Genomic DNA, 22,853 nt, shown 5'->3' with positions numbered 1-22,853 from the left:
GGGCCGAGCGCGGGAGGCGGAAAAGCCCCCCGCGCTACACTCATCAGCGCCGGGGCGGCGCGGGCGGCACCCCTTACCAATGGCCGGTGTTTTCCATGCTGGCCCATGGCTCCTGCGCGGGCAGGGCGTCACCCTCTTGCAGCAGTTCGACGGAAATATTGTCGGGCGAGCGGACAAAAGCCATGCGTCCATCGCGCGGCGGGCGGTTGATGGTCACGCCGTTGTCTTGCAGGTGCTGGCAGGTCTCATAAATATTCTCGACCGTATAGGCGAGGTGGCCGAAATGGCGGCTGTCGCTGGGCAGCGCGTCGTCGCCGTCCCAATTGTAGGTCAGCTCAACATCAGCATGACCGTCGTCCATGCCCGGGGGGCAGAGGAAAACCAGCGTGAAACGGCCCCCTTCGTTGTCGATCCGGCGCCGCTCGACCAGGCCCAGAAGTTTGTAAAATGCGATGGAGGCGTCGAGATCTTTCACGCGCACCATGGTGTGCAGGTATTTGATGGGCATCGGTTTTCCTTTGGTTGGCTGGCCTGAACGGGGCGACGCCCCTTCCAAGCTTGAATGTCGTTCAAAGCGGGCGGGGGCAAATCAACCCTTTGCGCTTCGCGGTGGAGTTTAGGGGCGAAACCGGCGGTGTCAAAGTGGGCGGGCGATGTCTGTTGATCGGCTTGAGGCCGAAGGCCCGGAAGGCTATGCAGAAGCAACCGCCACGAATGATGAGGAAGCCCGCGTGAAACAGTACCATGATGCGCTGCGCGAAGTGCTGGAGCAAGGGGTGACCTCGACCGACCGCACGGGGACGGGGACGATCTCTCATTTTGGAATGCAGCAGCGTTACCGGATGGCCGATGGCTTCCCGCTGGTCACCACGAAAAAGCTGCATCTGAAATCCATTGTGCATGAGCTTTTGTGGTTCCTCGCCGGGGATACGAACATTGCCTATCTCAAGGAAAACGGCGTTCGCATCTGGGACGAATGGGCCGATGAGAACGGCGATCTCGGCCCGGTCTACGGCCATCAGTGGCGGCGTTTCCCGATGGTGGGCGAACCGGTGCCCCAGCCCGATGGCACGGTGCTGCATCAGGCCGGGCAGGTCGATCAGATCGCCAAACTGGTTGAGGCGATCCGCAAGACCCCCGACAGCCGCCGCCTGATCGTTTCGGCGTGGAATCCGGGCGAGGTGGACCAGATGGCGCTGCCGCCCTGCCATACGCTCTGGCAGGTGCGCATCGCGGGCGGCAAGCTGCATTTGCAACTTTACCAGCGTTCGGCGGATATGTTCCTCGGCGTGCCGTTCAACATCGCCTCCTACGCGCTGCTCTTGGAAATGCTCGCCCATGTGACCGGCTACGCCCCCGGTGATTTCGTGCATTCCATGGGTGACGCGCATATCTACTCCAACCATCTGGAGCAGGTGAAAACTCAACTCGCGCGGACGCCCAAGCCGCCGCCCAAGCTGCGGATCAACCGCGAGGTCAGCTCGATCTTTGATTTCCGCTATGAAGATTTCACCTTTGAGGGCTATGATCCCGACCCCGCGATCAAAGCACCGGTGGCCGTCTGATGCTGAGCCTGATTGTCGCCCGCGCCCGCAACGGCGCCATTGGCAAAGACGGGGATATCCCTTGGTCACTGCCCGAAGACCTGAAATTCTTTCAGCGTGAAACCACCGGCGGGGCCATCATCATGGGGCGCCGAACGTGGGAGAGCCTGCCCTTCAAGCCACTGAAAAACCGGTTGAATTGCGTCGTCTCCAGCAGCGAGCTCGAGGGCGTCCATGTGGCGCGCGACCCGCAAGCCGCTTTGGGCTATTGCGCGGCAGAGGGCTATCGCCGGGTCTACGGCATCGGCGGCGAAGGCATCTACCGCGCGCTTTTGCCCCTCGCGGACCGGCTTTTGGTGACCGAAGTGGATGTGGAGATCGACGGCGCCGATGCGTTCTTTCCCGCGTTCGACCCAGACGAATGGATTGAATTGGGCAACCTTTGCCTGCGCACATCCGGTCCGCGTGCCATCGCGCGGGAGTGGCTGCGCCGCTGCTGACCGGCCATTGACATAGGCCGCGCGGCGGGCATCACTGCGGGCCATGTTTGATCTATCCGCACCGCCCGAAGGGTTTGTCGAGAACCCGTTCCCCCATTACGACCGCTTGCTGCGCGACGCTCCGGTGCTACGCCAGCCTGACGGCTCGGTCCTGATTTGCCGCCATGCGGATCTGAACGCGATCTACCGCGACACCACGCTTTATATCTCGGATAAGAAACTGGCCTTCGCGCCGAAATTCGGTCCCGGCAGCCCCCTGTTCGAACATCACACCACCAGCCTCGTTTTTAATGACCCGCCTTTGCATACCCGCGTGCGGCGGATCATGACCTCGGCCCTTACGCCCAAGGCGCTCGCGCGGATGGAGCCGGGGTTGATCGATACGGTCGACCGGCTGCTTGAGGGGCTGAGCCCCACGCCGGACCTGATCGAGGACTATGCCAGTTGTATTCCGGTGCAGATCATCGGCAACCTGCTGGACGTGCCGATGGAGGAGCGCGGCCCGCTTCGCGATTGGTCGCTGGCGATCCTCGGCGCGCTGGAGCCGACCTTGAGCGATGCAGAACTTGAGGCGGGCCATACCGCTGTGCGGGAGTTCAAAGCCTATCTGCAAGACCTCATCGCGCGGCGGCGGGCCGCGCCGGGGGATCCTGAAACCGATGTGTTGACCCGGTTGATCGCCGGGGATGACGGGGGGCAGCTGACCGAGATCGAGTTGATCCAGAACTGTATTTTCATCCTGAACGCGGGCCATGAGACGACGACCAATTTGATCGGCAGCGCCCTTGCGCTGCTGCATGACCATCCCGACCAAAAGGCGCGGCTGCTGGCCGAGCCTGCCCTGATCGGGCCTTGTATCGAAGAGGTGCTGCGCTTCCGCTCGCCCAATCAATTCGGCAACCGGGAGACCACGGCCCCGGTCACCATCGGCGGGGTCGAGATTGCCACGGGCAGCAACCTGCACCTTTGTATCGGGGCTGCGAACCGCGACCCGGAGGTCTTTGAGGAGCCGACAAAATTCGATATCGGGCGCAAGCCCAATCGGCATCTGGCCTTTGCCGGTGGCCCGCATGTTTGCGTGGGGCTGACCTTGGCGCGGATGGAAGGGAAGATCGCGCTTCAACGCTTCCTGAACCGCTACCCGGATTATGAAATCAGCGCAGCCCGCCAAGGCGGCGGGCGCATCCGCTTTCACGGCTATGCGACGCTTCCGGCGCGGCTGAACTAAAGCGGGCCTGCCATAAAAGACTGGACTAAAGGAAATCGCCCCGGCAATCTTCGTTAATATTATACATAATTACGAGGGTTATCATGCGTGTAACGACAGCTATTGCAGTGGCGGCAGGGCTGCTTACAGCCGGGCTGGCCGGTCAGGTCTCGGCAGAGCCCAAGGTCTATGCCTATCCCAGTTCCGCAAATTATTGCCCGGCGGGGCTGCAACCGGTGACCCTTGGCGGGGCGATCTGTTGTGGCACGCCGAACCAGACCATGACCTATGCTGAGGTCAAAGCGCACCCAGTGCAGCGCCGTCACCGCGTGGTCACACCGCGCCGTTCAGCCCGCGTGCCTTGCCCGGTTGGGACCAAGGGCTGTTCGTATAACTGATCTTTCAAGCAACGCCCGGCGCGGGACGCCGGGTGTTTTCTTGCAATGTCGTGGCTAGAGCAGTGCGAGGTCGGTGGCCATCTGCCGTCCGTCGCGGCCGTCGGTCAATTCGTAGCTGACCTTTTGATCGTCCGCCAAGCCGGTCAGGCCAGACCGTTCGACCGCCGAAATATGAACAAATACATCGTTACCGCCGCTTTCGGGGGCGATGAACCCGTAGCCTTTGGTGGTGTTGAACCATTTCACGGTGCCAGTTGGCATAATCTCCGCGCCTCCTTTGTCTTTGCGTCTCTGCGTCCAGCAGAATGGCGAAAGCGATTGAATTGCGACCCGCCATAATAGAAAGATCGCGCGGACTGGAAAAAAATCAAGCGATCAGCTGCGAGATCCGCAAATGGGCGCGGGATCGCGGGGCTGAGGGAGACGGATGTGCTAATTTATGGGCTGAAAAATTGTGACAGCTGTCGCAAGGCGAAAAAGGCGCTGCCTGAGGCGCAATTGGTCGATGTGCGGGAGGAGGGCGTGCCCACAGCGGTCTTGGAGAAGGCCCATGCGCAGTTTGGTGCGGCCTTGCTCAACACCCGTTCGACCACCTGGCGGGGGCTGGATGAAGCGGCCCGCAAGGAAGCGCCACTGGCCCTGATCCAAGCCCATCCGGCCCTGATGAAGCGCCCCCTGATTGCGGTGGGTGATCGGCTATTTCTAGGGTGGAGCAAAGAGATAGAAGCCGAGGTTCAAGCAATGCTTTAACCGCGGCCCGCCATGAGCCGGTCCAGTGACAGGGGGCCGGCCCCTTTGATGACCAGCACCACAAGCAAGAAGACCCAGAGCGCCCGCTGGTCGAGGATATGGGCGTCGGGGAAGCGGTCGAACCACGCGCCGAGGGCGCTGCCGTGGCCGTAGAGATCGGTCAGCGATTGCACCACGACAAAGCCCACCATCGCCAGCGCGGCCAGTCGGGTCAGCAGGCCGATGACGATAAGCAGGGGCAGGATGAACTCCGCCACTGTTCCGGCGACGACGACAAGCCAGTGAAACAGCCCAAGCGCGTCGCTGTCATAGCCGACCGCCTCAAAAACGCGGGGGAAGATCTGGGCGTAGGCGCCGGTGGAAGGGGTGAAGATGCCCAAAGGGCCGGGGCCGAGTTTGGTTAGACCGGCGTTCAGGAAGTAGACCAGCAACACCGCGGCAAAGAGGAACCGGGCAAGGGTCGGAAGCAGCCAGTCAGCCCGCGCTAGTCGGTCGGCGGCGGTGCGGTAAAGGGGCAGAAATCGGGTCATTGGCTTTCCTCCACGGAAATCGCGCTGAATACGCCGTGGCTCAGGGCAAAGCCTAGGGCGGCGGCGAGGTCGAACTCAGGTACGGCACCGACTGTGGCATCAAGGGCCGCCCCGAAGGTCCGCCCCTCGGAGAGGTGACCGGACCATTGCGCCGCGCCGGGGGGCGCCAGATGCGGGGCGGGATCATAGGCGGGGCGGGTGATTACCACGTCCTGCGCCAGGTTGCGCGGTTTGGGCGCGTTATCGGTGAAATTATAACGCCAGATGTCGAAAAGCGGCCAATCTGACCGCAGAACGCGGGTCGCGGGGGCGAGGGTCAGCTTGGCCCCCATCAGCGCATCGGGAGGGAGCGCCTCGAAGGTCTGCGGATCCAGCGATGACGCGTCGGCGGCGTGGTAGGAGGACCGCAGCGCGAGGTCGAGCCTTGCGGCATCGGCGAGATAGCCGATTTTCGCCAGTGGCGCGAAACCTGCGATGAACCCCGGGAAATCCGCGCCATAATGCATCATCATCGGCGATTTCGGTGGATGCGCCCGGACATAGAGCGGCGCGAGCTCGGCAAAATTGCGGGCACCTATCAGCTTGCGCACCAGCGGAAAGGCCACTTCGAGGGCCGCGATCAGGGAATGGGTGACATTGTTGCGATAGACGCCATAGCGCGCGCCCGCCGGTTGCCCCTTGCCATCGCGCAGCCCCGCAGGGGCGGGGCGTGCGGGATCAAGCAACCCCGCGCGAAAACTGTGCTGGTCGGTCACGCCAGAACCTCGGCGGCGCGATTGGACTCGGCCCGCAGGACGGGCCAGTCGGGCACGTCATTGTCCCACTCGACCAGTACCGGCTTTGGACCGGTTTGGGCCAGCGTGTAGCTGAGCAGGTCCCAGACCGGATCGACGACCTCTTTGCCATGGCTGTCGATCAATAGCGGCGCGCCGTGATCGTCGGTGTCGTCGTCATGGCCGCCCACATGGATCTCCCCCACATGGTCTGTCGGGAAGGCGTCGATGTAGCCCTGCGGCGATAGCCCGAGGTTGGTGGCCGAAATGAAGACATTGTTGACATCCAGCAAGAGCCCGCAGGTGGTTCGCGCGATGACCTCTGCTAAAAAGTCGGTTTCGGACAAGTCGGATTCTTCGAATGCGAGGTAGCTGGAGGGGTTTTCGAGCAGCATTTGCCGCCCCAATACGTCTTGCACTTGATTGATATGCGCGGCGACGCGGGTCAGCGTTTCTTCGGTATAGGGCAGGGGGAGGAGGTCGTTGAGATACTCCATCCCATGGGTCGACCATGCCAGATGTTCGGAGAAGGAGGCGGGCTGGGTTCGGTCACAGAGGGTCTTGAGCCGCGCGAGGTGGTCTGTGTCGAGGGGGCCTTCGCCGCCGATCGACAGGCCGACGCCATGAACCGACAGGGCAAAACGTTCCTGCAAGGCACGCAGCTGCGCATGGGGGCGGCCACCGTCGCCCATATAGTTCTCGGCATGCACCTCGATCCAGCGGACCGGGCCGGGATCGGCCATCAAGCCATCGAAGTGCCGGGATTTATATCCGACCCCGGGGGCATTGGGCAGCGTGGTGAGAGGGGGGGTATTGTCGCGCATATCGGCCTCCGGCATGGGGCGGGGCAGGGTCCGGGCGGGCGCCGCCCGGACCGCTTTGATTAAGCGGGCAGGTCGCGGTCAAGCGGCTCAAGAGAGCCGGTCCGCTCGGTCCCGTCGGCCATGGCGGGCAGGTCGATCTCGGCGCAGGTGCCTTCGTCGACGAGGGTCCATGCGTTGCCCTGATAGTCGGTCACGGAGGTGCCGGCGCAGGTCGTGCCGGGGCCAGCGGCGCAGTCGTTCTCACCGGCCAGCGATACGCCATAGCATTTCTCTTGCGAAGCGGCGGAGACGGTGGTGGCGTGGCTGCCGAGTGCGGCGGCAACGGCCCCTGCGATGGCGGCGGTCTTGAGTGTGTTGGACATTGTCATTTTCCTTCCTGATGGTGTTGACAGGCTTACTAGAGCAGCCCGTTCGCTCACAAGCCAGTCACGAGCGAGTGTGTCACAGTCCCGTCAGAATTCACCCGCAAAACCGGCGAAAGTTGTAACGATCCCGCGTAGGAAGGGAGGGATTGTTACAAAAACGCTCCGGCGGCTAGGGGGCATATTGCCCGCAAACCCGCCGGAGCGCATGTTTGTTACAGCGCGTTAGCGCAGGTCAGGCGGGGTCGCGTCCTGTGCCAGTTCGGCGGTGAGTGCGTCGAGCGGCTGTACGGATGTCTGTTTTTGCCCCAGACGCCGCACCGAGACCGTGCGCTCTTCGACTTCGCGCGCGCCCACGGCGAGGATCACCGGCACCTTGCCCAGCGAATGCTCGCGGACCTTGTAGTTGATCTTCTCGTTGCGCATGTCCGCCTCGGCACGGACACCGGCGGCCTTCAGGGTCTCCACAACCTCTGCCACATAGTCATCGGCCTCGGACGTGATGGAGGCCACAACGACCTGCCGCGGCGCGATCCAGAAGGGCAGCTTGCCGGCGTGTTCCTCGATCAGGATGCCGATGAACCGCTCGAAACTGCCCAAGGTGGCGCGGTGCAGCATCACGGGGCGGTGCTTGTTGCCGTCCTGCCCGATGAAGCTCGCCTCCAGCCGCTCCGGCAGGTTCGCGTCGACCTGCAGGGTGCCGCATTGCCAGTTGCGCCCGATGGCGTCGGTCAGGGTGAACTCAAGCTTCGGGCCGTAGAAGGCGCCTTCGCCCTCGAGCACCTCAAAGTCATAGCCCGCGGCCTTGCAGGCATCGCCGAGCGCCTGTTCCATATGGTCCCAAGTCTCGTCCGAGCCGATACGCTTTTCCGGGCGGGTGGAAAGCTTGATGGTCCAGTTATGGAAGCCGAGGTCGGCATAGACCTTGGACAGGAAGGCGATGAATTTCGCTGTTTCCGAGGTGATCTGATCCTCGGCGCAGAAGATATGGCCGTCGTCTTGGGTAAAGCCGCGCACCCGCATGATACCGTGCAGCGCGCCCGACGGCTCGTAGCGCGCGCAGGAGCCGAACTCGGCCATGCGTAGCGGCAGGTCGCGGTAGGATTTCAGACCCTGATTGAACACCTGCACATGGCAGGGGCAGTTCATCGGTTTGAGCGCATTCACCGCCTTTTCGCGGGCATGGTCCTCGTCGACTTCGACGATGAACATGTTCTCTTGATACTTGTCCCAGTGGCCGGATTTTTCCCACAGCTTGCGGTCCACGACCTGCGGGGTGTTCACCTCGACATAGCCGTCGCGGTCCTGCATGCGGCGCATGTAGTCCTGCAGGGTGGTGTAGATGCGCCAGCCGTTGGGGTGCCAGAAGACTTGGCCCGGCGCTTCTTCCTGCATGTGGAACAGGCCCATCTCCTTGCCCAGCTTGCGGTGGTCGCGTTTGGCGGCCTCCTCCAGCATGTTGAGATGGGCGCGCAGTTTCTCCTTGCCGGTGAAGGCCACGCCGTAGATGCGCTGCAACATGGCGCGACTGCTGTCGCCGCGCCAATAAGCACCGGCGATGGACATCAGCTTGAAGGCATCGCCCGGCACTTGGCCAGTGTGTTGCAGGTGCGGACCACGGCAGAGGTCCTGCCAGTCGCCGTGCCAATACATCCGCAAAGGCTCGTCGCCGGGGATCGCCTCAATCAGCTCGACCTTATAGGGCTCGTTCAGGTCTTCGTAATGTTTGATCGCGCGGGCGCGGTCCCAGACCTCGGTGCGGACGGGGTCGCGCTTGTTGATGATCTCCTTCATCTTTTTCTCGATGAGGCCGAGATCCTCAGGGGTGAAGGGCTCTTCGCGGTCAAAGTCGTAATACCAGCCGTCCTTGATCACCGGGCCGATGGTGACCTTGGTGTCGGGCCAGATTTCCTGCACGGCGCGGGCCATGATGTGCGCAAGGTCGTGGCGCACCAGCTCGTTGGCCTGTTCTTCGTCGGCCATGGTGTGGATGGCGATGCTGGCGTCGGTTTCGATCGGCCAAGCCAGATCGTAATGCGCGCCGTTCACGGTGGCGCTAATGGCCTTTTTGCCGAGCGATTTAGAGATATCGGCAGCCACTTCACCAGCGGTGATCCCGGCGTCGTACTGCCGGCTGTTGCCATCGGGAAGGGTGAGGGAGATTTGGGCCATCTTGGGCGCTCCTCGTCGGTTTGGCGCCTACGAGACGCCCGGTTGCGGGTTATGTGTTGGGCCTATGTGGCGGGGCGGGCGCGGCTTGTCAATGCAAGCGGGGCCGCTTCGGGAAAGTTGCGGCAGGGCGATGGCGCGCTATGTCAGGCGGGCAACAATGAGGATCGGTCAGATGCAAGACGACACGGCGCAGCGCGCATTCGAGACGATTTCGGGGGCGGACGACCCGGCACCGGGGTTGGACGACAAGGCGCAAAGGGCCGAGGCGCGCAACGGCCTGCGCCACATCGTGTCGCTGTCGATGACCAAAGTGGCCGATGGTCTGATCGACCCGAAACTGGTCTTGGCTTGGCTGTTGAGCGCCCTTGGCGCGCCTGCGGTTTTCGCGGGCGCCTTGGTGCCGATCCGCGAGGCCGGGTCGCTTTTGCCGCAGATTGCGTTGGCGGGCGTGGTGCAGCGCATGGCGCGGCGCAAATGGGCTTGGGTCTGGGGCTCGGTCGGGCAGGGGGTGGCGGCGGGGCTGATCGCCCTTGCTGCGCTGAGCCTTGAGGGGGCCACGGCGGGCTATGCGGTCTGCGCCGCGCTGGCGCTGCTCGCCGTTTGCCGCGCGGCCTGTTCGGTGTCGTTCAAGGAAATTCTGGGCAAGACAGTGGGCAAGACCCGGCGCGGATCGGTGACCGGCTTGGCGGGGTCGGTCTCCTCCGTCGGGGTGGTGATCTTTGCGGGGCTTTTGATGTCGGGCCTTTTTCAAAGTCGGGGTGTGGTCGTGGCAGCCATCGCGCTGGCGGCGGCCCTGTGGATCGGCGCGGCGCTGTTGTTCTCGACGATCATGGAAACGCCGAGCGAGACCGAAGAGGCCGATGGCGTGGATTTCAAACTGCTGCGCGGCAATCGCGACCTGTGGCTGTTCATTCTGGTGCGCGGGCTTTTGGTGTCGACCGCCCTTGCGCCGCCCTATCTGGTGGTGCTGGCCGGATCGTCGGAGGGCGGGCAGTTGGGCGCCTTGGTGCTGGCCTCGGCATTGGCGTCCTTGGTCAGTTCCTACGTCTGGGGGCGGCTGTCGGATATGTCGAGCCGCCGGGTGCTGATGCTGACAGGCATCGTCGGCGCGCTGGCGATGGCGCTGGCGGTGGGGCTGTGGTTCCTTGGTCTGGCGCAGGCGGTCTGGGCGATGCCCGCCGTGCTGTTCATCCTGATGATCGCCTACCACGGTGTGCGGCAGGGGCGCTCGACCTATCTGGTCGACATGGCCCCGAAAGACCAACGCGCCGCCTATGCTGCCGTCAGCAATACGGTGATCGGGCTGCTCTTGCTGCTGGCGGGCGTGTTGGGCGGCGGGGCCGCGCTGATCGGGGCGCAGGCGACGCTGATGCTATTTACCGTCATGGCGCTGGCCGCCGCCGTGTTTGCCCATTGGCTGCCGGAGGTTGAGCATCTGGCCGAGGACTGACTTGCCCTCATCCGCCGCGATGCCCATGATTGGACAAAAGACGGAGGCAGCATGGCAGACAGCAAATTCATCGACACGCCGCAGGGGCGGCGCATCGCCTATCACAAGACCGAAGGGGCGGGGCCCTGCGTGGTGTTTCTGGGCGGGCTGAAGTCCGACATGATGGGGACCAAGGCGGTCTATCTCGAAGACTGGGCCCGGGCCGAGGGGCGCGCCTTTCTGCGGTTCGACTATTCGGGCCATGGGGAATCGTCGGGCCTGTTCACCGAAGGGTGCATCGGCGATTGGCACGAAGACACGCTGGCCGCAGTCGCGGCGCTGACCGAGGGGCCGCTGATCGTCGTCGGCTCCTCGATGGGCGGCTGGCAGGCGCTGCTCTTGGCGCGGCATATGCCCGAGCGGGTCGCCGGGCTGGTCGGCATCGCCGCGGCCCCCGATTTCACCGAAGATGGCTATTGGGCGAATTTCACCGAGGCGCAGAAACGGACCTTGGAAGAGGTCGGGCAGGTCGAATTGCCGTCGGACTATATGGAGCCCTATGTCATCACCCGCCGGATGATCGAGGACGGGCGCAAGCGGTTGGTGCTGCGCGATCCGCTGAACCTGCCGTTCCCGGTGCGCCTGTTGCAGGGCACGGCGGACACCGCCGTCAGCACGGCCACGGCGGTGCGGCTGTTGGAGCATGCGCAAAGCCCCGATATGCATCTGACGCTGGTCAAGGATGCCGATCACCGTTTCTCGGACGCGCGCTGTCTGGCGATGATCGTCGAGGCGATCAACGCGGTCTCCGGCGACGCGGGGTGACCAAGGGGTGACCAAGAGCGCGGGCATGGAACCGCCGACGCGCCCGCGCCCCGCTGTCCCCCGAAACCACTCATGCTAAGAGACCGCCAAACCCAAGGGGGACGGCATGAAACCACGTTATTTCAACCGCATACCGCACCGGAGCCTGCCCAATGGCTGAGCCGATCGTTCTGCTGCCCGGCATGATGTGCGACGCGCGTGTCTTTACGCCGCAGATTCAAGCGCTCTCCCCGCGCGGGACCGTGGTGCTGGCCCCGATCAACCAAGGGGAACGGATCGAAGAGATCGCCTCGGGCCTGTTGGATCAACTGCCGCCGCGTTTCGCGCTGGTGGGGCAGGGCATGGGCGGTGTGGTGGCGCTGGAACTGCTGCGCCGCGCGCCCGACCGGATCGGCCGCATTGCCCTCTTGGCCACCCACGTGCTGGCCGAATTGCCCGCCATTGCCGCGGACCGTGAACCGCAGATCATTATGGCGCAGTCGGGCAAGCTGGGGGAGGCGATGCAGGCGCGGATGGCCAATGGTTTCCTTGCCCCCGGCAAGGGGCGGGGCGAGGTGCTGACCCGCGCGATGGAGATGGCTGAGACGCTGGGCGGCGATGTCTTCGTCCGCCAATCCCGCGCGTTGCAACGGCGGCGCGATCAACAGGCGGTACTGCGCAAATGCAAGGTGCCCGCGCTGGTGCTTTGCGGGGAGCATGACGCGCTCTGCCCGGTCAAACGCCATGCCTTCATGGCCGAGATGATCCCCTATGCCAAGCTGACGGTGCTCGAAGACGCGGGCCATCTGCCCAGCCTAGAGCAGCCAGAGGCGACCACCGCCGCGCTGCGCGACTGGCTGCATCAACCTCTGGTGCTGCAATAGGGCAGTGGCTTAGGCCGCTGCCGGTTTATCGCTCTTCTTGGCCTCGGTTTTCTGAGAGGCGGGCTTTTGCGGCCCGGGCGTTTGTGGCGCAGGGCTCTGCGGCTCAGGCGTGCCATTGTTCGCGTCGATAAAGTCGAGCACCAAGGGCCGGATGTTGTTGCGCCAGCTTTTGCCCGCAAAGATCCCGTAATGGCCCGCGCCCTGCTCTAGATGGCTGGCCTTCTTGGCATCCGGTAGCCCGGTCAGCAGGTCAAGAGCGGCGATGCACTGGCCGGGGGCCGAAATGTCGTCCTTGCTGCCCTCGACCGTTTTGACGGCGACGGTGGTGATCTTGCCGATGTCGACCTGACGGCCCGCCACGGTAAAGACATTCCGCGCGATCTCGCGCTCTTTGAAAATCCGCTCCACGGTCGACAGGTAGAACTCCGCCGGCATGTCCATCACGGCGAGGTATTCGTCGTAGAACTTGTTGTGCTTGTCATGCTCATGCGCCGTCTTTTGCGCCACGCGGGTGATCTGATTGGCAAAGGCATCGCGGTGGGTGTCATTGTTCATCGAAATGAAGGAGGTAAGCTGCAACAGCCCCGGATAGACCTTGCGCCCCACGCCCGCGTATTTGAAGCCGACCTGCTGGATCATCATCTGCTCAAGCTGGCCCATGGTCACGCTATGGCCGAAATCGGTCACGTCTGTAGGTGCGGCATCGGGGTCAATCGGCCCGCCGATCAGTGTCAGTGTGCGCGGCTGCGCTTCGGGCGCTTCTTCGGCCAGATAGGCGGTGGCGGCCAAGGTCAGCGGGGCGGGCTGACAGACCGCGATCACATGGGTGTCGGGGCCAAGGTGGTGCATGAAATCAACGAGGTAGAGCGTATAATCCTCGATGTCGAATTTGCCTGCACTAACTGGAATATCACGCGCATTGTGCCAGTCTGTCACATAGACGTCGCAATCAGGCAGCAGGGAAATCACAGTGGAACGGAGCAGCGTGGCGTAATGACCCGACATCGGCGCGACCAAAAGAACCTTACGGCCCGTCTCTTCGCGGCCTTGGACCGAGAATTTCAGCAAATCGCCAAAGGGCCGCTCCATCACCGGCTCGATGCTGACCAGACAGTCCTGCCCCTTGGGGCCGACCACCGGGGGAATGTCCCAATCGGGTTTGACGACCATGCGGGCAAAGGTCCGCTCCGTCACCTCACCCCAAGCGGCGAGCCATTCCATCGCAGGGTTTGGAAACAGAGAGAAAGCCGGGTAGGATGCCATAGCAAGCGCAGAAGCGCCGAGCCATTGATTGGTGTTCCGGATGGACTCCATCATGTCGTAGGTGGCCATATAGCGCATGTGGGGGCTCCTTTATGCTGCACCTGCGAAGATAGGAGGTAAGGGTTAAGATGACAACAGAATCCGAGAATCCCGAGATTGCCGAGTCTCAAGCCCTGTCTCGTATGGCGCAAAACTTGAAAAAGGTTGAAGAATTAAGCCAGCGCCTGACCCGTGTGATGGCGCAGCGCGAGGGCCATCAGCCTGCGTTGGACGCGCCGAACCAACAGCTTTTCGCCAAGGCGGCGCAGTCTTACTGGGCCGAAGCGATGACCAATCCGGCCCGTTTGATGGAGCATCAGATGGGCTATTGGACCAAATCGGTCGCCCATTTCGTCGAGGCGCAGCAGGCGCTGGCCAAGGGCGGTTTGGCCCCGGTTGAAGAGGACGCTCCGACCGACAAACGTTTCGCCAACCCGCTGTGGCAGACGCATCCCTATTTCAACTTCATCAAACAGCAGTATCTGATCAACGCCGAGGCGCTGCGCCAAGCGGTCGAAGATGCCCAAGACATGGACCCGGCCGAGAAGAAGCGGCTGGTCTATTTCAGCCAGCAGATCATCGCGATGATGTCCCCGACCAACTTCCTCGCCACCAATCCCGACGTGCTGGAACGCGCGGTTGAGACCGAGGGCGAGAGCCTCGTGAAGGGTCTAGAGAACCTGATCGCGGATCTAGAGGCGAACAACGGCGAGCTGGTCGTGAAACTGGCGGATGACAGCGCCTTTGAGCTGGGCCGCAACATCGCCACCACACCGGGCAAGGTGGTGTTTCGCAACCGCATGTTCGAGTTGATTCAATACACCCCCAGCACCGAAGAGGTCCATAAAACACCGCTGCTGATCTTCCCACCGTGGATCAACAAGTTCTACATTCTCGACCTCAAGGCGCAGAACAGTCTCGTCAAATGGCTGGTCGATCAGGGCCACACGCTGTTCATCGTCTCATGGGTGAACCCCGATGCCAGCTATGCCCAGATCGGCATGGAGGATTACGTCGAAGAAGGCTACCTAGCCGCGATTGAAGAGGTGAAGGCGATCACTCAGGAAAAGCGCCTCAACGTGGTGGGCTATTGCATCGCCGGCACCACGCTGGCGCTGACCCTGTCGCTGTTGAAAAAACGTGGCGACAGCTCGATCAAATCCGCCACCTTCTTCACTGCGCTTACCGATTTCTCGGATCAGGGGGAGTTTCAGCCCTTCCTCACCAATGACTTCATCGACGGGATCGAGGCCGAGACGGCGGATAAGGGCATTCTGCCCTCGGTCGTCATGGCGCGCACCTTCTCATTCCTGCGGTCCAACGATTTGGTCTATGGCCCCGCCGTGCGCAGCTACATGATGGGCGAGACGCCCCCGGCCTTTGACCTGCTCTATTGGAACGGCGACGGGGCCAATCTGCCGGGGCAGATGGCGATGCAATACCTCCGCGGTCTCTGCCAGCGAAACGAATTGGCCGAGGGTGGTTTCAAACTGCTCGGAGAGCGGCTAACGCTGGATGATATCGAGGTGCCGCTCTGCGCCGTGGCCTGCGAGACGGATCACATCGCGCCGTGGAAAGACTGCTACCGCGGGGTGCAGCAGATGGGGTCGAAGGACAAGACCTTCATCATGGCGCAATCGGGCCATATCGCGGGCATCGTCAATCCGCCCAATCGGAAGAAATACGGCCACTATGTGAACGGCGATCTCACGCAGGACTACGCCGCATGGCGCGAGGCCGCCGCCTTTCACGAAGGGTCTTGGTGGCCACGGTGGGGCAAGTGGCTGGCCAAACGGGCAGGGGCAATGATTCCCGCACGGTTTCCCGGCGACGATGGGCGCGAAATTCTCGCCGATGCCCCGGGCAGCTATGTGACCCGCAAGGCAAACGACTGATTACCTTAGGTAATCCAAGCACCCTTCGGGCTCATGCTGCAATGCAGAAAAAACCTTGAAATGCTGCGCTGCGGCATCTATGTTGTGGTCAGACGCGAAACGGACGGGTCTCCCCGCTCCCTTGCCACAGTAGCATTAAAAGGATTGAGACATGACCAAGACACCTGACATGACCGCGATGTTCAAAGACGTTCTGGGCGCTTTCCCGGTGGATAACGCCGCCATGCAAGACGCATTCAAAAACACCGCCACCCTGAACGAGAAACTCTCCGGCGTTGCCTTCGACGCGGCTGAGAAATCCGCCGACATCTCCACCGCCTGGACGAAAGAGACACTGGCCCGCCTGACCGAGATGACCAAGGTCAAAGCCGAGCCCACGGACTATGCCAAAGCGATGACCGATTTCGCCTCCGCCTCCGCCGAATCCGCGGCCGAGCATATGGCAGCCTTCGCCGAGATCGCGAAAAAGGTTCAGATGGACACCGTCGAGCTGATGATGTCGGCTGGCAAAGACCTGCAAAGCGACGCCAAAGCCGCCACCACCGAAGGCGTGGCCACCGCACAGGCTGCCGCCAAAAAAGCGACAGTGAAGTAAATCTGACGCTGGGCTCTCCAGCGCCAAGGAATGCTTAAAGAAAGGGCAGGTCCAGACGGGCCTGCCCTTTTGTCATGCGCTCTTTCTATTTGCCGATCCCTGTCCTAAGCTGCGATGCAGCACCATTGGTCGGGAGTAACATCATGGCGGACAAACCGAAGCCCTTGCTGATAAAACGCTACGCCAGCCGCAGGCTCTACAACACCGAAACAAGCGATTACGTCACGCTGGAAGATATCGCCGGTTTCATTCGCGATGGCCGTGAGGTTCAGATCGTCGATCTGAAATCCGGCGATGACCTGACACGGCAATATCTGTTGCAAATCATCGCCGAACACGAAAGCCGGGGCGAGGCCGTCTTGCCGGTCGATGTGCTGACCGATCTGGTGCGCAGCTATATGTCGGGCAATGTCTCGGTGGTGCCGCAGTTCCTGCAGGCCTCCTTCGACATGCTGCGCGATGGCCAATCCAAGGCGATCGAAAACATGAGCGCGATGAACCCGATGGCCAAGATGCCCGGCATGGAAGCGATGCAGGCGCAGCAAGAAGCCTTCATGAAGGCGATGACCGGCGGTTGGGCCAAATCCACCACGCCAGAGCCGCCCAAACAGAAGGCCGAACAGGGCGACGATCTGGACGCGATCAAAAAGCAGTTGGCAGAGTTGCAGGATAAACTGTCAAAGCTGAACTAACCCCAGAAGAAGCGGGCGTCGCGCGCCCGCCTCAGGCCGCCTGCGCCTCGGCCACATCCCTCAGCGCGCCTAAAATCACATCCGCCACGGCGTCGATCTCCTCCAGGGTCAACTGCACAGGCAGCCGCACGTCGCAGGCCCGCATCAGCATGCCGCGGGTGCGCGGCAGCTCGGGCAGGTCTTCGATGAACTGCCAGTTCCAAAAGGCGCGGGCGTTGTCGGTGCTTTGGCCAAAGACCTGCACCTTCACCCCCGCCGCTTCCGCCGCTGCCGCGAAAGCGCGGATGCTGGCGTCAGAGAGGCCCGCCAGATTGAACTGGATCGAATCCGGCGCGCGGGTCTCACCGGGCAGGGGGCTTGGCACCTCGATCAAGGGGGAGGCCGCCAGCCGCGCCGCCATGTGATCGTGATTGCGCAGCCCATCGGCCACCCGGCGCGGCAAATGCGGCAATTGCGGCCGGATGATCGCAGCCGAAAGGTTAGACATGCGCAGATTGTACAGCGGCAGCCGGTTCTGCCACTTGGCAAAGCTGTCTTGCAGGGCCGCGTGTTTCTTCCAATTATGCTCATAAGCGCCCGACATGATGATCGCCCGCGCCACCAGATCGGCGTCATCGGTGATCAGGATACCGCCTTCGCCTGCGTTAATCATCTTGTAGGACTGGAAGGAAAAACAGCCGATCTTGCCAATCGTCCCGATTTCTCGCCCCCGCCAAAGCGTGCCCAGCGAATGGGCAGCGTCTTCGATCACCGGCACGCCAGCGGCCTCGCATAGCCCCATGATCGCATCCATATCCGAAGTATGCCCCCGCATATGGCTGATGATCACCGCCCGAACGCCCGGCAGTTTGGCGGCGAAATCCTCCAAATCCACACGGTAATTCTCGCCCACTTCACAAAGCACCGGCTTGCAGCCTGCGTGGATCACTGCAGAAGGCACGGCAGCAAAGGTGAAACCCGGGATCAAGACCGGCGCCCCATCCGGCAGGTCCAAAGCAAGCAAGGACAGAAACAGCGCGGCCGAGCAGGAGGACACGGCAAGCGCATATGCACTGCCCATCATCTGCGCAAATTCGACCTCCAAAAGGGAAACAGGCGCGTCCTTGGCCGCCGTATAGCGAAAAAGATCGCCACTTTGCAAAAGCTCCGCAATGGCGGCCTCCGCTTCGGCAGGGATTGGTTCGGCACGGTGCATGTCGGGCAAAGTCATATTTCAAAATCCTGAATAATGATTTCCAGAATAGTAAAACAAACGCCTACGCAAACCAAGGGGGATGCCCCCACAATAGGCCACCCCCTCTTCCCCTTCATCCTTTCCTAAATACCCTCGGGGGAATCGCGCCAAAGGTGCGATGGGGGCAGCGCCCCCGCACTCCACCAACCAGCCAACCCGCAACACCGCTCAGAGCAAAATCACAGCCCCAACCGATCCCGCGTCGCATACCAAAGCATCGCAAGCACCAAAAGCGGGCTGCGCAGAGAGGCACCACCGGGGAAAGCTTGCGTCGGGATCGCGGCCATCGTGTCGAAACCCGCGGCATCGCCTTCGATCGCCTGGGCCATCAGATAGCCCGCATGGGTCGCCGTCCCAACACCGTGACCGGAATAGCCCGAGGCCGAGAGGATGTTCGGCGCGAGCCGGGCCACATAGGGCAGGCGCTTCATCGTGATGCCAAGGGTGCCGCCCCAAGCGTAGTCGATCTTGACGTCCTTCAACTGCGGAAAGACCTGCGACATCGGTTTGCGCACCTTGGCGGCGATGTCCTGCGGGAAGCGATAGCCATAGCTCTCGCCACCGCCAAACAGCAGCCGCCCGTCGTGCGACAGTCGGAAATAGTTTACCACAAAGCGGCTGTCGGCCACGGCCACGTCGCGGGGCAGCACGTCTTTCACACGCGCGCCCAAGGGTTCGGTCGCGGCGATGAAATTGTTGATCGGCATGACCTTGGCGGCCACGTCGCCGTTGAGCTTGCCCAGATAGCCGTTGCAGGCCAGCACCACATGATCGGCGCTGACGCTGCCAGTGGCGGTTTGCACCAGTGCCTTGCTGCCTTCGACGATGTGCTCGGCGGGGCTCGTCTCATGAATGCGCACGCCTGCGGCGGCAGCGGCGCGGGCAAGGCCAAGGGCGTAGTTCAGCGGATGCAGATGCGCGGCCCCCATGTCGAGCACGCCGCCCTTGTAGTCGGGTGAGGGGCAGACCGATTGCAGCGCGGCGTGATCCAACACTTCGATCTCATCATAGCCATAGCGCTTTTGCAGATGCTCGGCATAATCGTGCAGATGCCGCACGTCAGATGTGGTGGAACCGGTCCAGGCCACGCCGGGCTTCAGGTGGCAATCGATCTCATGTTTCGCGATGAGGGATTTGACCAGTTCCTTCGCCTCTTGGCCCATCTGCCACAGCTTGGCGGCATGGTCTTCGCCCAGCATCTTTTCGAGCCCGTCCTGCTCGACCCGCTGGCCCGAGCCCAATTGCCCGCCATTGCGGCCCGAGGCGCCAAAACCCACGCGCTGCGCGTCCAAAAGCACCACGTCGTAACCTGCTTCGGCCAGATGCAGTGCGGCGGAAAGCCCGGTGTAGCCGCCGCCAACGACACAGACATCAGCCTTCGTATCACCCTGAAGCGGCGGGTAGGCCGCGTGTTTCGTGGCGGTGGCGGCGTACCAGCTGGTAGGGTACTGGCCGGGCGTGTCATTGGCGTAGAGCAGGTTCATCGGGCCTCCGGGCGTTAGACGTTCATCAGCAGATGTTCACGTTCCCAAGGTGAGATGACCTGTAGGAACTCCTCATATTCCGCCCGTTTCACGATGGAATAGACGCGGGCGAAATCCGGACCCAAAGCCTCATGCAGCTCTGTCGCCTCCTCGAAAAGGTCGAGCGCTTGGCCCAGAACTTGCGGAATATCCCCTTCGCCGACATAGGCATCGCCCTTGAATTCGGGCAGCGGATCTTTCTGCTGGATCAACCCCAGATAGCCGCAGGCAAGGCTGGCGGCGATGCCGAGGTAGGGGTTGCAGTCCATCCCCGCGAGACGGTTTTCCACCCGGCGCGACTTGGGCCCCGAGAGCGGCACGCGAATGCCCGTGGTGCGGTTGTCGCGGCCCCATTCGAGGTTGATCGGCGCGGCGTGATCCTTGACGTAGCGGCGGTAGGAATTGACATAGGGCGCGATCACGGCCAGCGCCGAGGGCATGTGGTTTTGCAGCCCGGCGATGAAGTGCTTGAAGGGCGCAGTCTCTTCCCCATCCGCATCGACAAAGATGTTTTCGCCGGTTTTCACGTCCAGCACCGAGTGGTGGATATGCATCGCGCTGCCCGGCTCATCGGCAATCGGCTTGGCCATGAAGGTGGCATAGCACTCGTGCCGCATCGCCGCTTCGCGGATCAGCCGTTTGAAATAGAACACCTCATCGGCCAGCCGCACCGGATCCCCATGTTGCAGGTTGATCTCAAGCTGGCCTGCGCCACCCTCTTGGGTGATGCCGTCGATCTCGAAACCCTGCGCCTCGGCAAAGTCGTAGATGTCGTCGATCACGGGGCCGAATTCATCCACCGCGGTCATCGAATAGGCCTGCCGCGCCGCCGCCGGGCGGCCCGAGCGGCCCATCATCGGCAGGATTTCCTTGGCCGGGTCGATGTTGCGGGCAACAAGGAAGAACTCCATCTCGGGGGCCACGACCGGCTCCCACCCCTTGTCGCGGTAAAGCTGCACCACGCGTTTGAGCACATTGCGCGGCGAATAGGCCACCGGCTTGTCGTTGCGGTCATAGGCGTCGTGGATGACCTGAAGCGTCCAGTCCCCGGTCCAAGGTGCGGCGGTGGCCGTGTCCATATCCGGGCGCAGGACCATGTCTTTTTCGATGAAACCGTCATCGCCCGCCGCTTCGCCCCATTCGCCGGTGATGGTCTGGTAAAAGATGCTGTCGGGCAGGTGGAAATACTCTTGCCGCGCGAATTTCGACGCCGGGACGGCCTTGCCGCGGGCGATGCCGGGCAGGTCGGGGATGATACATTCCACTTCGTCCAGACGCCGGCCCTCAAGATAGGCGCGCGCCGCTTCGGGTAGTGCTTCTGTCCAATCCTCGGCCATCAGGCCCTCTCTTTCCTGTTGTCTTTAAAGAATGCGGCCATTTGGTCCGCGATTTTTTGGTTGTCGATGGGGCCGCCCAAGGCGGCTGTCGCCTGTTCCAGCAGATGCTCGGGCACCACGCCCTTGCCACGGGTTTTGATCAAGCCGTCGATGAAGTCATGGCCGAATTCGGGATGCGGCTGCACTGTCCAGATGCGGTCGTCATAGGCCAGCGCCGCATAGGCGCAAAAGTCCGATGAGGCGACGACACGCGCCCCTTCGGGCAGTTCCACGATCTGATCCTGATGCCATGCGTTCAGCGCCAGTTTGTCACCATCCATGTCGTATTCGGTGCGGCCAATGGACCAGCCGTTGGTAAACTTCTCGACCTTGCCGCCAAGCGCTTGGGCGATGATCTGATGGCCAAAGCAGACGCCGATCAGGGGGCGGCCATCGGCATAGGTCTGGCGGATGAACTCCTCCAGCGGCGGGATCCAATCGTGATCCTCATAGGCGCCGTGTTTCGATCCGGTGATCAGCCAGCCGTCGGCCTGCGTCACGCTGTCGGGCAGGATGCCATCGACGACCGACCAGATTTGAAAGTCAAACCCGTGACCGTCCAGCAGTTTGGTGAACATCTCCCCGTAGTCGCCGAGCTGTTCGCGAAAGTCATCGGGGGAGTGGCCGGTTTGCAGAATGCCGATTTTCATGTGTCACCTGTTACACAGTGTCGAGGTAGATCTCGACCTGTTCCTCTGGGGTCAATTCCTGCATGTAATGCAATTCTTGGCGTTTGGTCAGCACGAAGTTGCGGATCATCTCGGGCGCGAAGATCCGCGCGACATGGGGGCAACTTTCAAACAGGTCGATGGCGGTCTTCCAATCGCTTGGCATGCGCGGCAATTCGGCGGCATAGGCGTTGCCGGTGATCGGGGCGGGCGGCTCAAGCGCGTCTTCGATCCCGTTGAGCGCGGCACCCAACACGGCGGCGAGCATCAGATAGGGGTTCACATCCCCGCCCGAGACGCGGTGTTCGATGCGCCGCGCCTTGTGGCTGCCCGAGGGGATGCGGATCGCGGCGGTGCGGTTCTCATAGGCCCAGCAAACACCGGTGGGCGCATGGGATTCCGGCACCATCCGGTCAAAGCTGTTGGCATGCGGGCAAAAGACCAGCGCCGAGCCCTGCATCGCGTTCATGCAGCCCGCCACAGCGTGGCGCAGCGTGTCGGTCCCCTTCGGCCCGCCATCGTCAAAGATGTTGTCGCCATTTTCATCCAGCACCGAGAAATGGGTGTGCAGGCCGGAGCCGGAGTAATCCTCATAAGGTTTCGCCATAAAGCTTGCGGCAAAGCCGTGCCGCCGTGCCAGACCCTTGACCAGCATCTTGAACAGCCATGCGTCATCGGCGGCGCGCAGGGCGTCATCGCAATGCATGAGGTTAATCTCGAACTGGCCCAGACCCGCCTCGGAAATGGCGGTGTCGGCGGGGATGTCCATCTCTTCGCAGGCGTCATAAAGATCGGTGAAGAACAGATCGAACTGGTCAAGCGCGCGGATCGACATGGTCTCGGCCGCCTTGCGCCGCTTGCCCGACCGGGGCGAGACGGGCACCTGAAGGTTGCGGCCCGAATCGTCGATCAGGAAGAATTCCAGCTCAACGGCGCAGACCGGCGTCAGCCCGCGCGCCTTGTAGCGGTCCAGCACCGCGCGCAGCGCATGGCGCGGATCGCCGGGATAGGGGCGGCCATCTTCGCGGAACATCCAGATGGGCAGCAGGGCCGAGGGCGCGTCGAGCCATGGCATCGGCATGAAGCCCCGCTCGGTCGGTTTCAGTACGCCATCCGCATCGCCCGTTTCGAACACCAGCGGGCTGTCGTCGATATCCTCGCCCCAGATGTCGAGGTTCAGCACTGAGACGGGAAAGCGGGTGCCTTCGGTCGTGACCTTATCAGCAAAACGCGAGGGAATACGCTTGCCCCGGGCTTGGCCATTGAGGTCGGCGGCGGCCACACGAATGGTGCGGACCTGAGGATTTTTGCGAAGCCAGTTGTTCATACATCACCTGAAAGGGCGGTGGGCATGTCACAAAGCGGTTCGCCCGGGGGGCAAAAGCGGTTGG

At 62.4% G+C, this 22,853-nt stretch carries 24 protein-coding genes; 11 read left to right on the top strand and 13 right to left on the bottom strand.

The window, feature by feature from the left end; genetic code table 11:
* Nucleotides 1-73 precede the first annotated feature (73 nt).
* Nucleotides 74-508, bottom strand: coding sequence for a VOC family protein (locus J7392_RS19540; RefSeq protein WP_067262125.1), 435 nt, complete (start codon nucleotides 506-508; stop codon nucleotides 74-76).
* A gap of 223 nt (nucleotides 509-731) precedes the next feature.
* On the opposite strand from J7392_RS19540, the gene J7392_RS19535 reads away from it, so the two are divergent.
* The 4 genes from J7392_RS19535 (at nucleotide 732) to J7392_RS19520 (ending at nucleotide 3,649) form a co-directional block, all read left to right on the top strand.
* Nucleotides 732-1,565 carry a thymidylate synthase gene (locus J7392_RS19535; protein WP_209219122.1) on the top strand — a complete coding sequence of 278 codons (834 nt, stop codon included), beginning with the start codon at nucleotides 732-734 and terminating at the stop codon, nucleotides 1,563-1,565.
* Entirely contained in the window at nucleotides 1,565-2,044 is a 480-nt protein-coding gene (locus J7392_RS19530) for a dihydrofolate reductase (protein WP_209219026.1), read from the top strand. Before J7392_RS19535 ends, J7392_RS19530 begins: the two co-directional genes overlap by 1 nt.
* Nucleotides 2,045-2,087: 43 nt before the next feature.
* Nucleotides 2,088-3,272 carry a cytochrome P450 gene (locus J7392_RS19525; protein ID WP_209219025.1) on the top strand — a complete coding sequence of 395 codons (1,185 nt, stop codon included), beginning with the start codon at nucleotides 2,088-2,090 and terminating at the stop codon, nucleotides 3,270-3,272.
* Nucleotides 3,273-3,355: 83 nt separating this feature from the next.
* Nucleotides 3,356-3,649, top strand: a complete 294-nt coding sequence (locus J7392_RS19520) for a hypothetical protein (protein ID WP_209219024.1) — start codon at nucleotides 3,356-3,358, stop codon at nucleotides 3,647-3,649.
* Between the two features lie 54 nt (nucleotides 3,650-3,703).
* Here J7392_RS19520 and J7392_RS19515 read toward each other — a convergent pair whose 3' ends face one another.
* A complete protein-coding gene (locus J7392_RS19515) occupies nucleotides 3,704-3,910 on the bottom strand; it encodes a cold-shock protein (RefSeq protein ID WP_209219023.1) in 207 nt (68 codons plus the stop codon).
* A gap of 168 nt (nucleotides 3,911-4,078) precedes the next feature.
* Here J7392_RS19515 and J7392_RS19510 point away from each other — a divergent pair, with 168 nt between their 5' ends.
* A complete protein-coding gene (locus tag J7392_RS19510) occupies nucleotides 4,079-4,399 on the top strand; it encodes an ArsC/Spx/MgsR family protein (RefSeq protein WP_209219022.1) in 321 nt (106 codons plus the stop codon).
* Here the strand turns inward: J7392_RS19510 and J7392_RS19505 are convergent.
* From J7392_RS19505 to thrS, 5 genes are all read right to left on the bottom strand, one after another.
* Nucleotides 4,396-4,929 (bottom strand): DoxX family membrane protein, encoded by a 534-nt coding sequence (locus tag J7392_RS19505; protein WP_209219021.1) that lies wholly within the window; start codon nucleotides 4,927-4,929, stop codon nucleotides 4,396-4,398. The genes J7392_RS19510 and J7392_RS19505 overlap by 4 nt on opposite strands.
* Nucleotides 4,926-5,684: a DNA-binding domain-containing protein gene (locus tag J7392_RS19500; protein WP_209219020.1), complete on the bottom strand. Its 759-nt coding sequence runs from the start codon at nucleotides 5,682-5,684 to the stop codon at nucleotides 4,926-4,928. The genes J7392_RS19505 and J7392_RS19500 overlap by 4 nt, the downstream gene beginning before the upstream one ends.
* On the bottom strand, nucleotides 5,681-6,526 hold the full coding sequence (locus tag J7392_RS19495) for a DUF692 domain-containing protein (protein WP_209219019.1): 846 nt from the start codon (nucleotides 6,524-6,526) through the stop codon (nucleotides 5,681-5,683). The genes J7392_RS19500 and J7392_RS19495 overlap by 4 nt, the downstream gene beginning before the upstream one ends.
* Before the next feature lie 59 nt (nucleotides 6,527-6,585).
* On the bottom strand, nucleotides 6,586-6,888 hold the full coding sequence (locus J7392_RS19490) for a DUF2282 domain-containing protein (protein ID WP_209219018.1): 303 nt from the start codon (nucleotides 6,886-6,888) through the stop codon (nucleotides 6,586-6,588).
* A gap of 225 nt (nucleotides 6,889-7,113) precedes the next feature.
* Nucleotides 7,114-9,060 (bottom strand): threonine--tRNA ligase, encoded by a 1,947-nt coding sequence (gene thrS, locus J7392_RS19485; protein ID WP_209219017.1) that lies wholly within the window; start codon nucleotides 9,058-9,060, stop codon nucleotides 7,114-7,116.
* A 172-nt stretch (nucleotides 9,061-9,232) separates the two neighbouring features.
* Here thrS and J7392_RS19480 point away from each other — a divergent pair, with 172 nt between their 5' ends.
* The 3 genes from J7392_RS19480 (at nucleotide 9,233) to J7392_RS19470 (ending at nucleotide 12,177) form a co-directional block, all read left to right on the top strand.
* A complete protein-coding gene (locus J7392_RS19480) occupies nucleotides 9,233-10,510 on the top strand; it encodes an MFS transporter (protein WP_209219016.1) in 1,278 nt (425 codons plus the stop codon).
* 51 nt (nucleotides 10,511-10,561) lie between these two features.
* Nucleotides 10,562-11,314, top strand: coding sequence for an alpha/beta hydrolase (locus J7392_RS19475; RefSeq protein WP_209219015.1), 753 nt, complete (start codon nucleotides 10,562-10,564; stop codon nucleotides 11,312-11,314).
* Nucleotides 11,315-11,466: 152 nt separating this feature from the next.
* Nucleotides 11,467-12,177, top strand: a complete 711-nt coding sequence (locus J7392_RS19470) for an alpha/beta hydrolase (RefSeq protein WP_209219014.1) — start codon at nucleotides 11,467-11,469, stop codon at nucleotides 12,175-12,177.
* Between the two features lie 9 nt (nucleotides 12,178-12,186).
* Here J7392_RS19470 and phaZ read toward each other — a convergent pair whose 3' ends face one another.
* Nucleotides 12,187-13,518 (bottom strand): polyhydroxyalkanoate depolymerase, encoded by a 1,332-nt coding sequence (phaZ, locus tag J7392_RS19465; protein WP_209219013.1) that lies wholly within the window; start codon nucleotides 13,516-13,518, stop codon nucleotides 12,187-12,189.
* A gap of 50 nt (nucleotides 13,519-13,568) precedes the next feature.
* Here phaZ and phaC point away from each other — a divergent pair, with 50 nt between their 5' ends.
* The 3 genes from phaC to phaR all read left to right on the top strand — a co-directional run bounded on the left by phaC (nucleotide 13,569) and on the right by phaR (nucleotide 16,661).
* A complete protein-coding gene (phaC, locus tag J7392_RS19460) occupies nucleotides 13,569-15,374 on the top strand; it encodes a class I poly(R)-hydroxyalkanoic acid synthase (RefSeq protein ID WP_209219012.1) in 1,806 nt (601 codons plus the stop codon).
* Nucleotides 15,375-15,525: 151 nt separating this feature from the next.
* Nucleotides 15,526-15,969 (top strand): phasin family protein, encoded by a 444-nt coding sequence (locus J7392_RS19455; protein WP_067260985.1) that lies wholly within the window; start codon nucleotides 15,526-15,528, stop codon nucleotides 15,967-15,969.
* Nucleotides 15,970-16,112: 143 nt separating this feature from the next.
* Nucleotides 16,113-16,661 carry a polyhydroxyalkanoate synthesis repressor PhaR gene (phaR, locus tag J7392_RS19450; RefSeq protein ID WP_209219011.1) on the top strand — a complete coding sequence of 183 codons (549 nt, stop codon included), beginning with the start codon at nucleotides 16,113-16,115 and terminating at the stop codon, nucleotides 16,659-16,661.
* 31 nt (nucleotides 16,662-16,692) lie between these two features.
* Here the strand turns inward: phaR and J7392_RS19445 are convergent, their stop codons facing one another.
* The 5 genes from J7392_RS19445 to J7392_RS19425 form a co-directional block, all read right to left on the bottom strand.
* Nucleotides 16,693-17,871 carry an aminotransferase class I/II-fold pyridoxal phosphate-dependent enzyme gene (locus J7392_RS19445; RefSeq protein ID WP_209219010.1) on the bottom strand — a complete coding sequence of 393 codons (1,179 nt, stop codon included), beginning with the start codon at nucleotides 17,869-17,871 and terminating at the stop codon, nucleotides 16,693-16,695.
* Between the two features lie 203 nt (nucleotides 17,872-18,074).
* Nucleotides 18,075-19,379, bottom strand: coding sequence for an FAD-binding oxidoreductase (locus J7392_RS19440; protein ID WP_209219009.1), 1,305 nt, complete (start codon nucleotides 19,377-19,379; stop codon nucleotides 18,075-18,077).
* Between the two features lie 14 nt (nucleotides 19,380-19,393).
* Nucleotides 19,394-20,755 (bottom strand): glutamine synthetase family protein, encoded by a 1,362-nt coding sequence (locus tag J7392_RS19435; RefSeq protein WP_209219008.1) that lies wholly within the window; start codon nucleotides 20,753-20,755, stop codon nucleotides 19,394-19,396.
* Nucleotides 20,755-21,444 carry a type 1 glutamine amidotransferase gene (locus J7392_RS19430; protein ID WP_209219007.1) on the bottom strand — a complete coding sequence of 230 codons (690 nt, stop codon included), beginning with the start codon at nucleotides 21,442-21,444 and terminating at the stop codon, nucleotides 20,755-20,757. Before J7392_RS19430 ends, J7392_RS19435 begins: the two co-directional genes overlap by 1 nt.
* A 10-nt stretch (nucleotides 21,445-21,454) precedes the next feature.
* Entirely contained in the window at nucleotides 21,455-22,789 is a 1,335-nt protein-coding gene (locus tag J7392_RS19425) for a glutamine synthetase family protein (protein WP_209219006.1), read from the bottom strand.
* Nucleotides 22,790-22,853: the final 64 nt, after the last annotated feature.

This window comes from Sulfitobacter sp. R18_1 (assembly GCF_017743915.1).
Taxonomy (GTDB): Bacteria; Pseudomonadota; Alphaproteobacteria; order Rhodobacterales; family Rhodobacteraceae; genus Sulfitobacter; species Sulfitobacter faviae.
The sequence above is the reverse complement of the archived record's forward strand: the minus strand, read 5'-3'. Positions and strand labels throughout refer to the sequence as shown.

Bases quoted from the DNA above. Each gene is read 5' to 3' on its own strand.
- phaR (WP_209219011.1), top strand. From the start codon at position 16,113: ATGGCGGACAAACCGAAGCCCTTGCTGATAAAACGCTACGCCAGCCGC.
- J7392_RS19445 (WP_209219010.1), bottom strand. From the start codon at position 17,871: ATGACTTTGCCCGACATGCACCGTGCCGAACCAATCCCTGCCGAAGCG.
- J7392_RS19455 (WP_067260985.1), top strand. From the start codon at position 15,526: ATGACCAAGACACCTGACATGACCGCGATGTTCAAAGACGTTCTGGGC.
- J7392_RS19520 (WP_209219024.1), top strand. From the start codon at position 3,356: ATGCGTGTAACGACAGCTATTGCAGTGGCGGCAGGGCTGCTTACAGCC.
- J7392_RS19430 (WP_209219007.1), bottom strand. From the start codon at position 21,444: ATGAAAATCGGCATTCTGCAAACCGGCCACTCCCCCGATGACTTTCGC.
- J7392_RS19495 (WP_209219019.1), bottom strand. From the start codon at position 6,526: ATGCGCGACAATACCCCCCCTCTCACCACGCTGCCCAATGCCCCCGGG.
- J7392_RS19425 (WP_209219006.1), bottom strand. From the start codon at position 22,789: ATGAACAACTGGCTTCGCAAAAATCCTCAGGTCCGCACCATTCGTGTG.
- J7392_RS19505 (WP_209219021.1), bottom strand. From the start codon at position 4,929: ATGACCCGATTTCTGCCCCTTTACCGCACCGCCGCCGACCGACTAGCG.
- phaC (WP_209219012.1), top strand. From the start codon at position 13,569: ATGACAACAGAATCCGAGAATCCCGAGATTGCCGAGTCTCAAGCCCTG.
- J7392_RS19480 (WP_209219016.1), top strand. From the start codon at position 9,233: ATGCAAGACGACACGGCGCAGCGCGCATTCGAGACGATTTCGGGGGCG.
- phaZ (WP_209219013.1), bottom strand. From the start codon at position 13,518: ATGCGCTATATGGCCACCTACGACATGATGGAGTCCATCCGGAACACC.
- J7392_RS19435 (WP_209219008.1), bottom strand. From the start codon at position 20,755: ATGGCCGAGGATTGGACAGAAGCACTACCCGAAGCGGCGCGCGCCTAT.
- thrS (WP_209219017.1), bottom strand. From the start codon at position 9,060: ATGGCCCAAATCTCCCTCACCCTTCCCGATGGCAACAGCCGGCAGTAC.
- J7392_RS19490 (WP_209219018.1), bottom strand. From the start codon at position 6,888: ATGTCCAACACACTCAAGACCGCCGCCATCGCAGGGGCCGTTGCCGCC.
- J7392_RS19440 (WP_209219009.1), bottom strand. From the start codon at position 19,379: ATGAACCTGCTCTACGCCAATGACACGCCCGGCCAGTACCCTACCAGC.
- J7392_RS19470 (WP_209219014.1), top strand. From the start codon at position 11,467: ATGGCTGAGCCGATCGTTCTGCTGCCCGGCATGATGTGCGACGCGCGT.
- J7392_RS19475 (WP_209219015.1), top strand. From the start codon at position 10,562: ATGGCAGACAGCAAATTCATCGACACGCCGCAGGGGCGGCGCATCGCC.
- J7392_RS19525 (WP_209219025.1), top strand. From the start codon at position 2,088: ATGTTTGATCTATCCGCACCGCCCGAAGGGTTTGTCGAGAACCCGTTC.
- J7392_RS19540 (WP_067262125.1), bottom strand. From the start codon at position 508: ATGCCCATCAAATACCTGCACACCATGGTGCGCGTGAAAGATCTCGAC.
- J7392_RS19530 (WP_209219026.1), top strand. From the start codon at position 1,565: ATGCTGAGCCTGATTGTCGCCCGCGCCCGCAACGGCGCCATTGGCAAA.
- J7392_RS19515 (WP_209219023.1), bottom strand. From the start codon at position 3,910: ATGCCAACTGGCACCGTGAAATGGTTCAACACCACCAAAGGCTACGGG.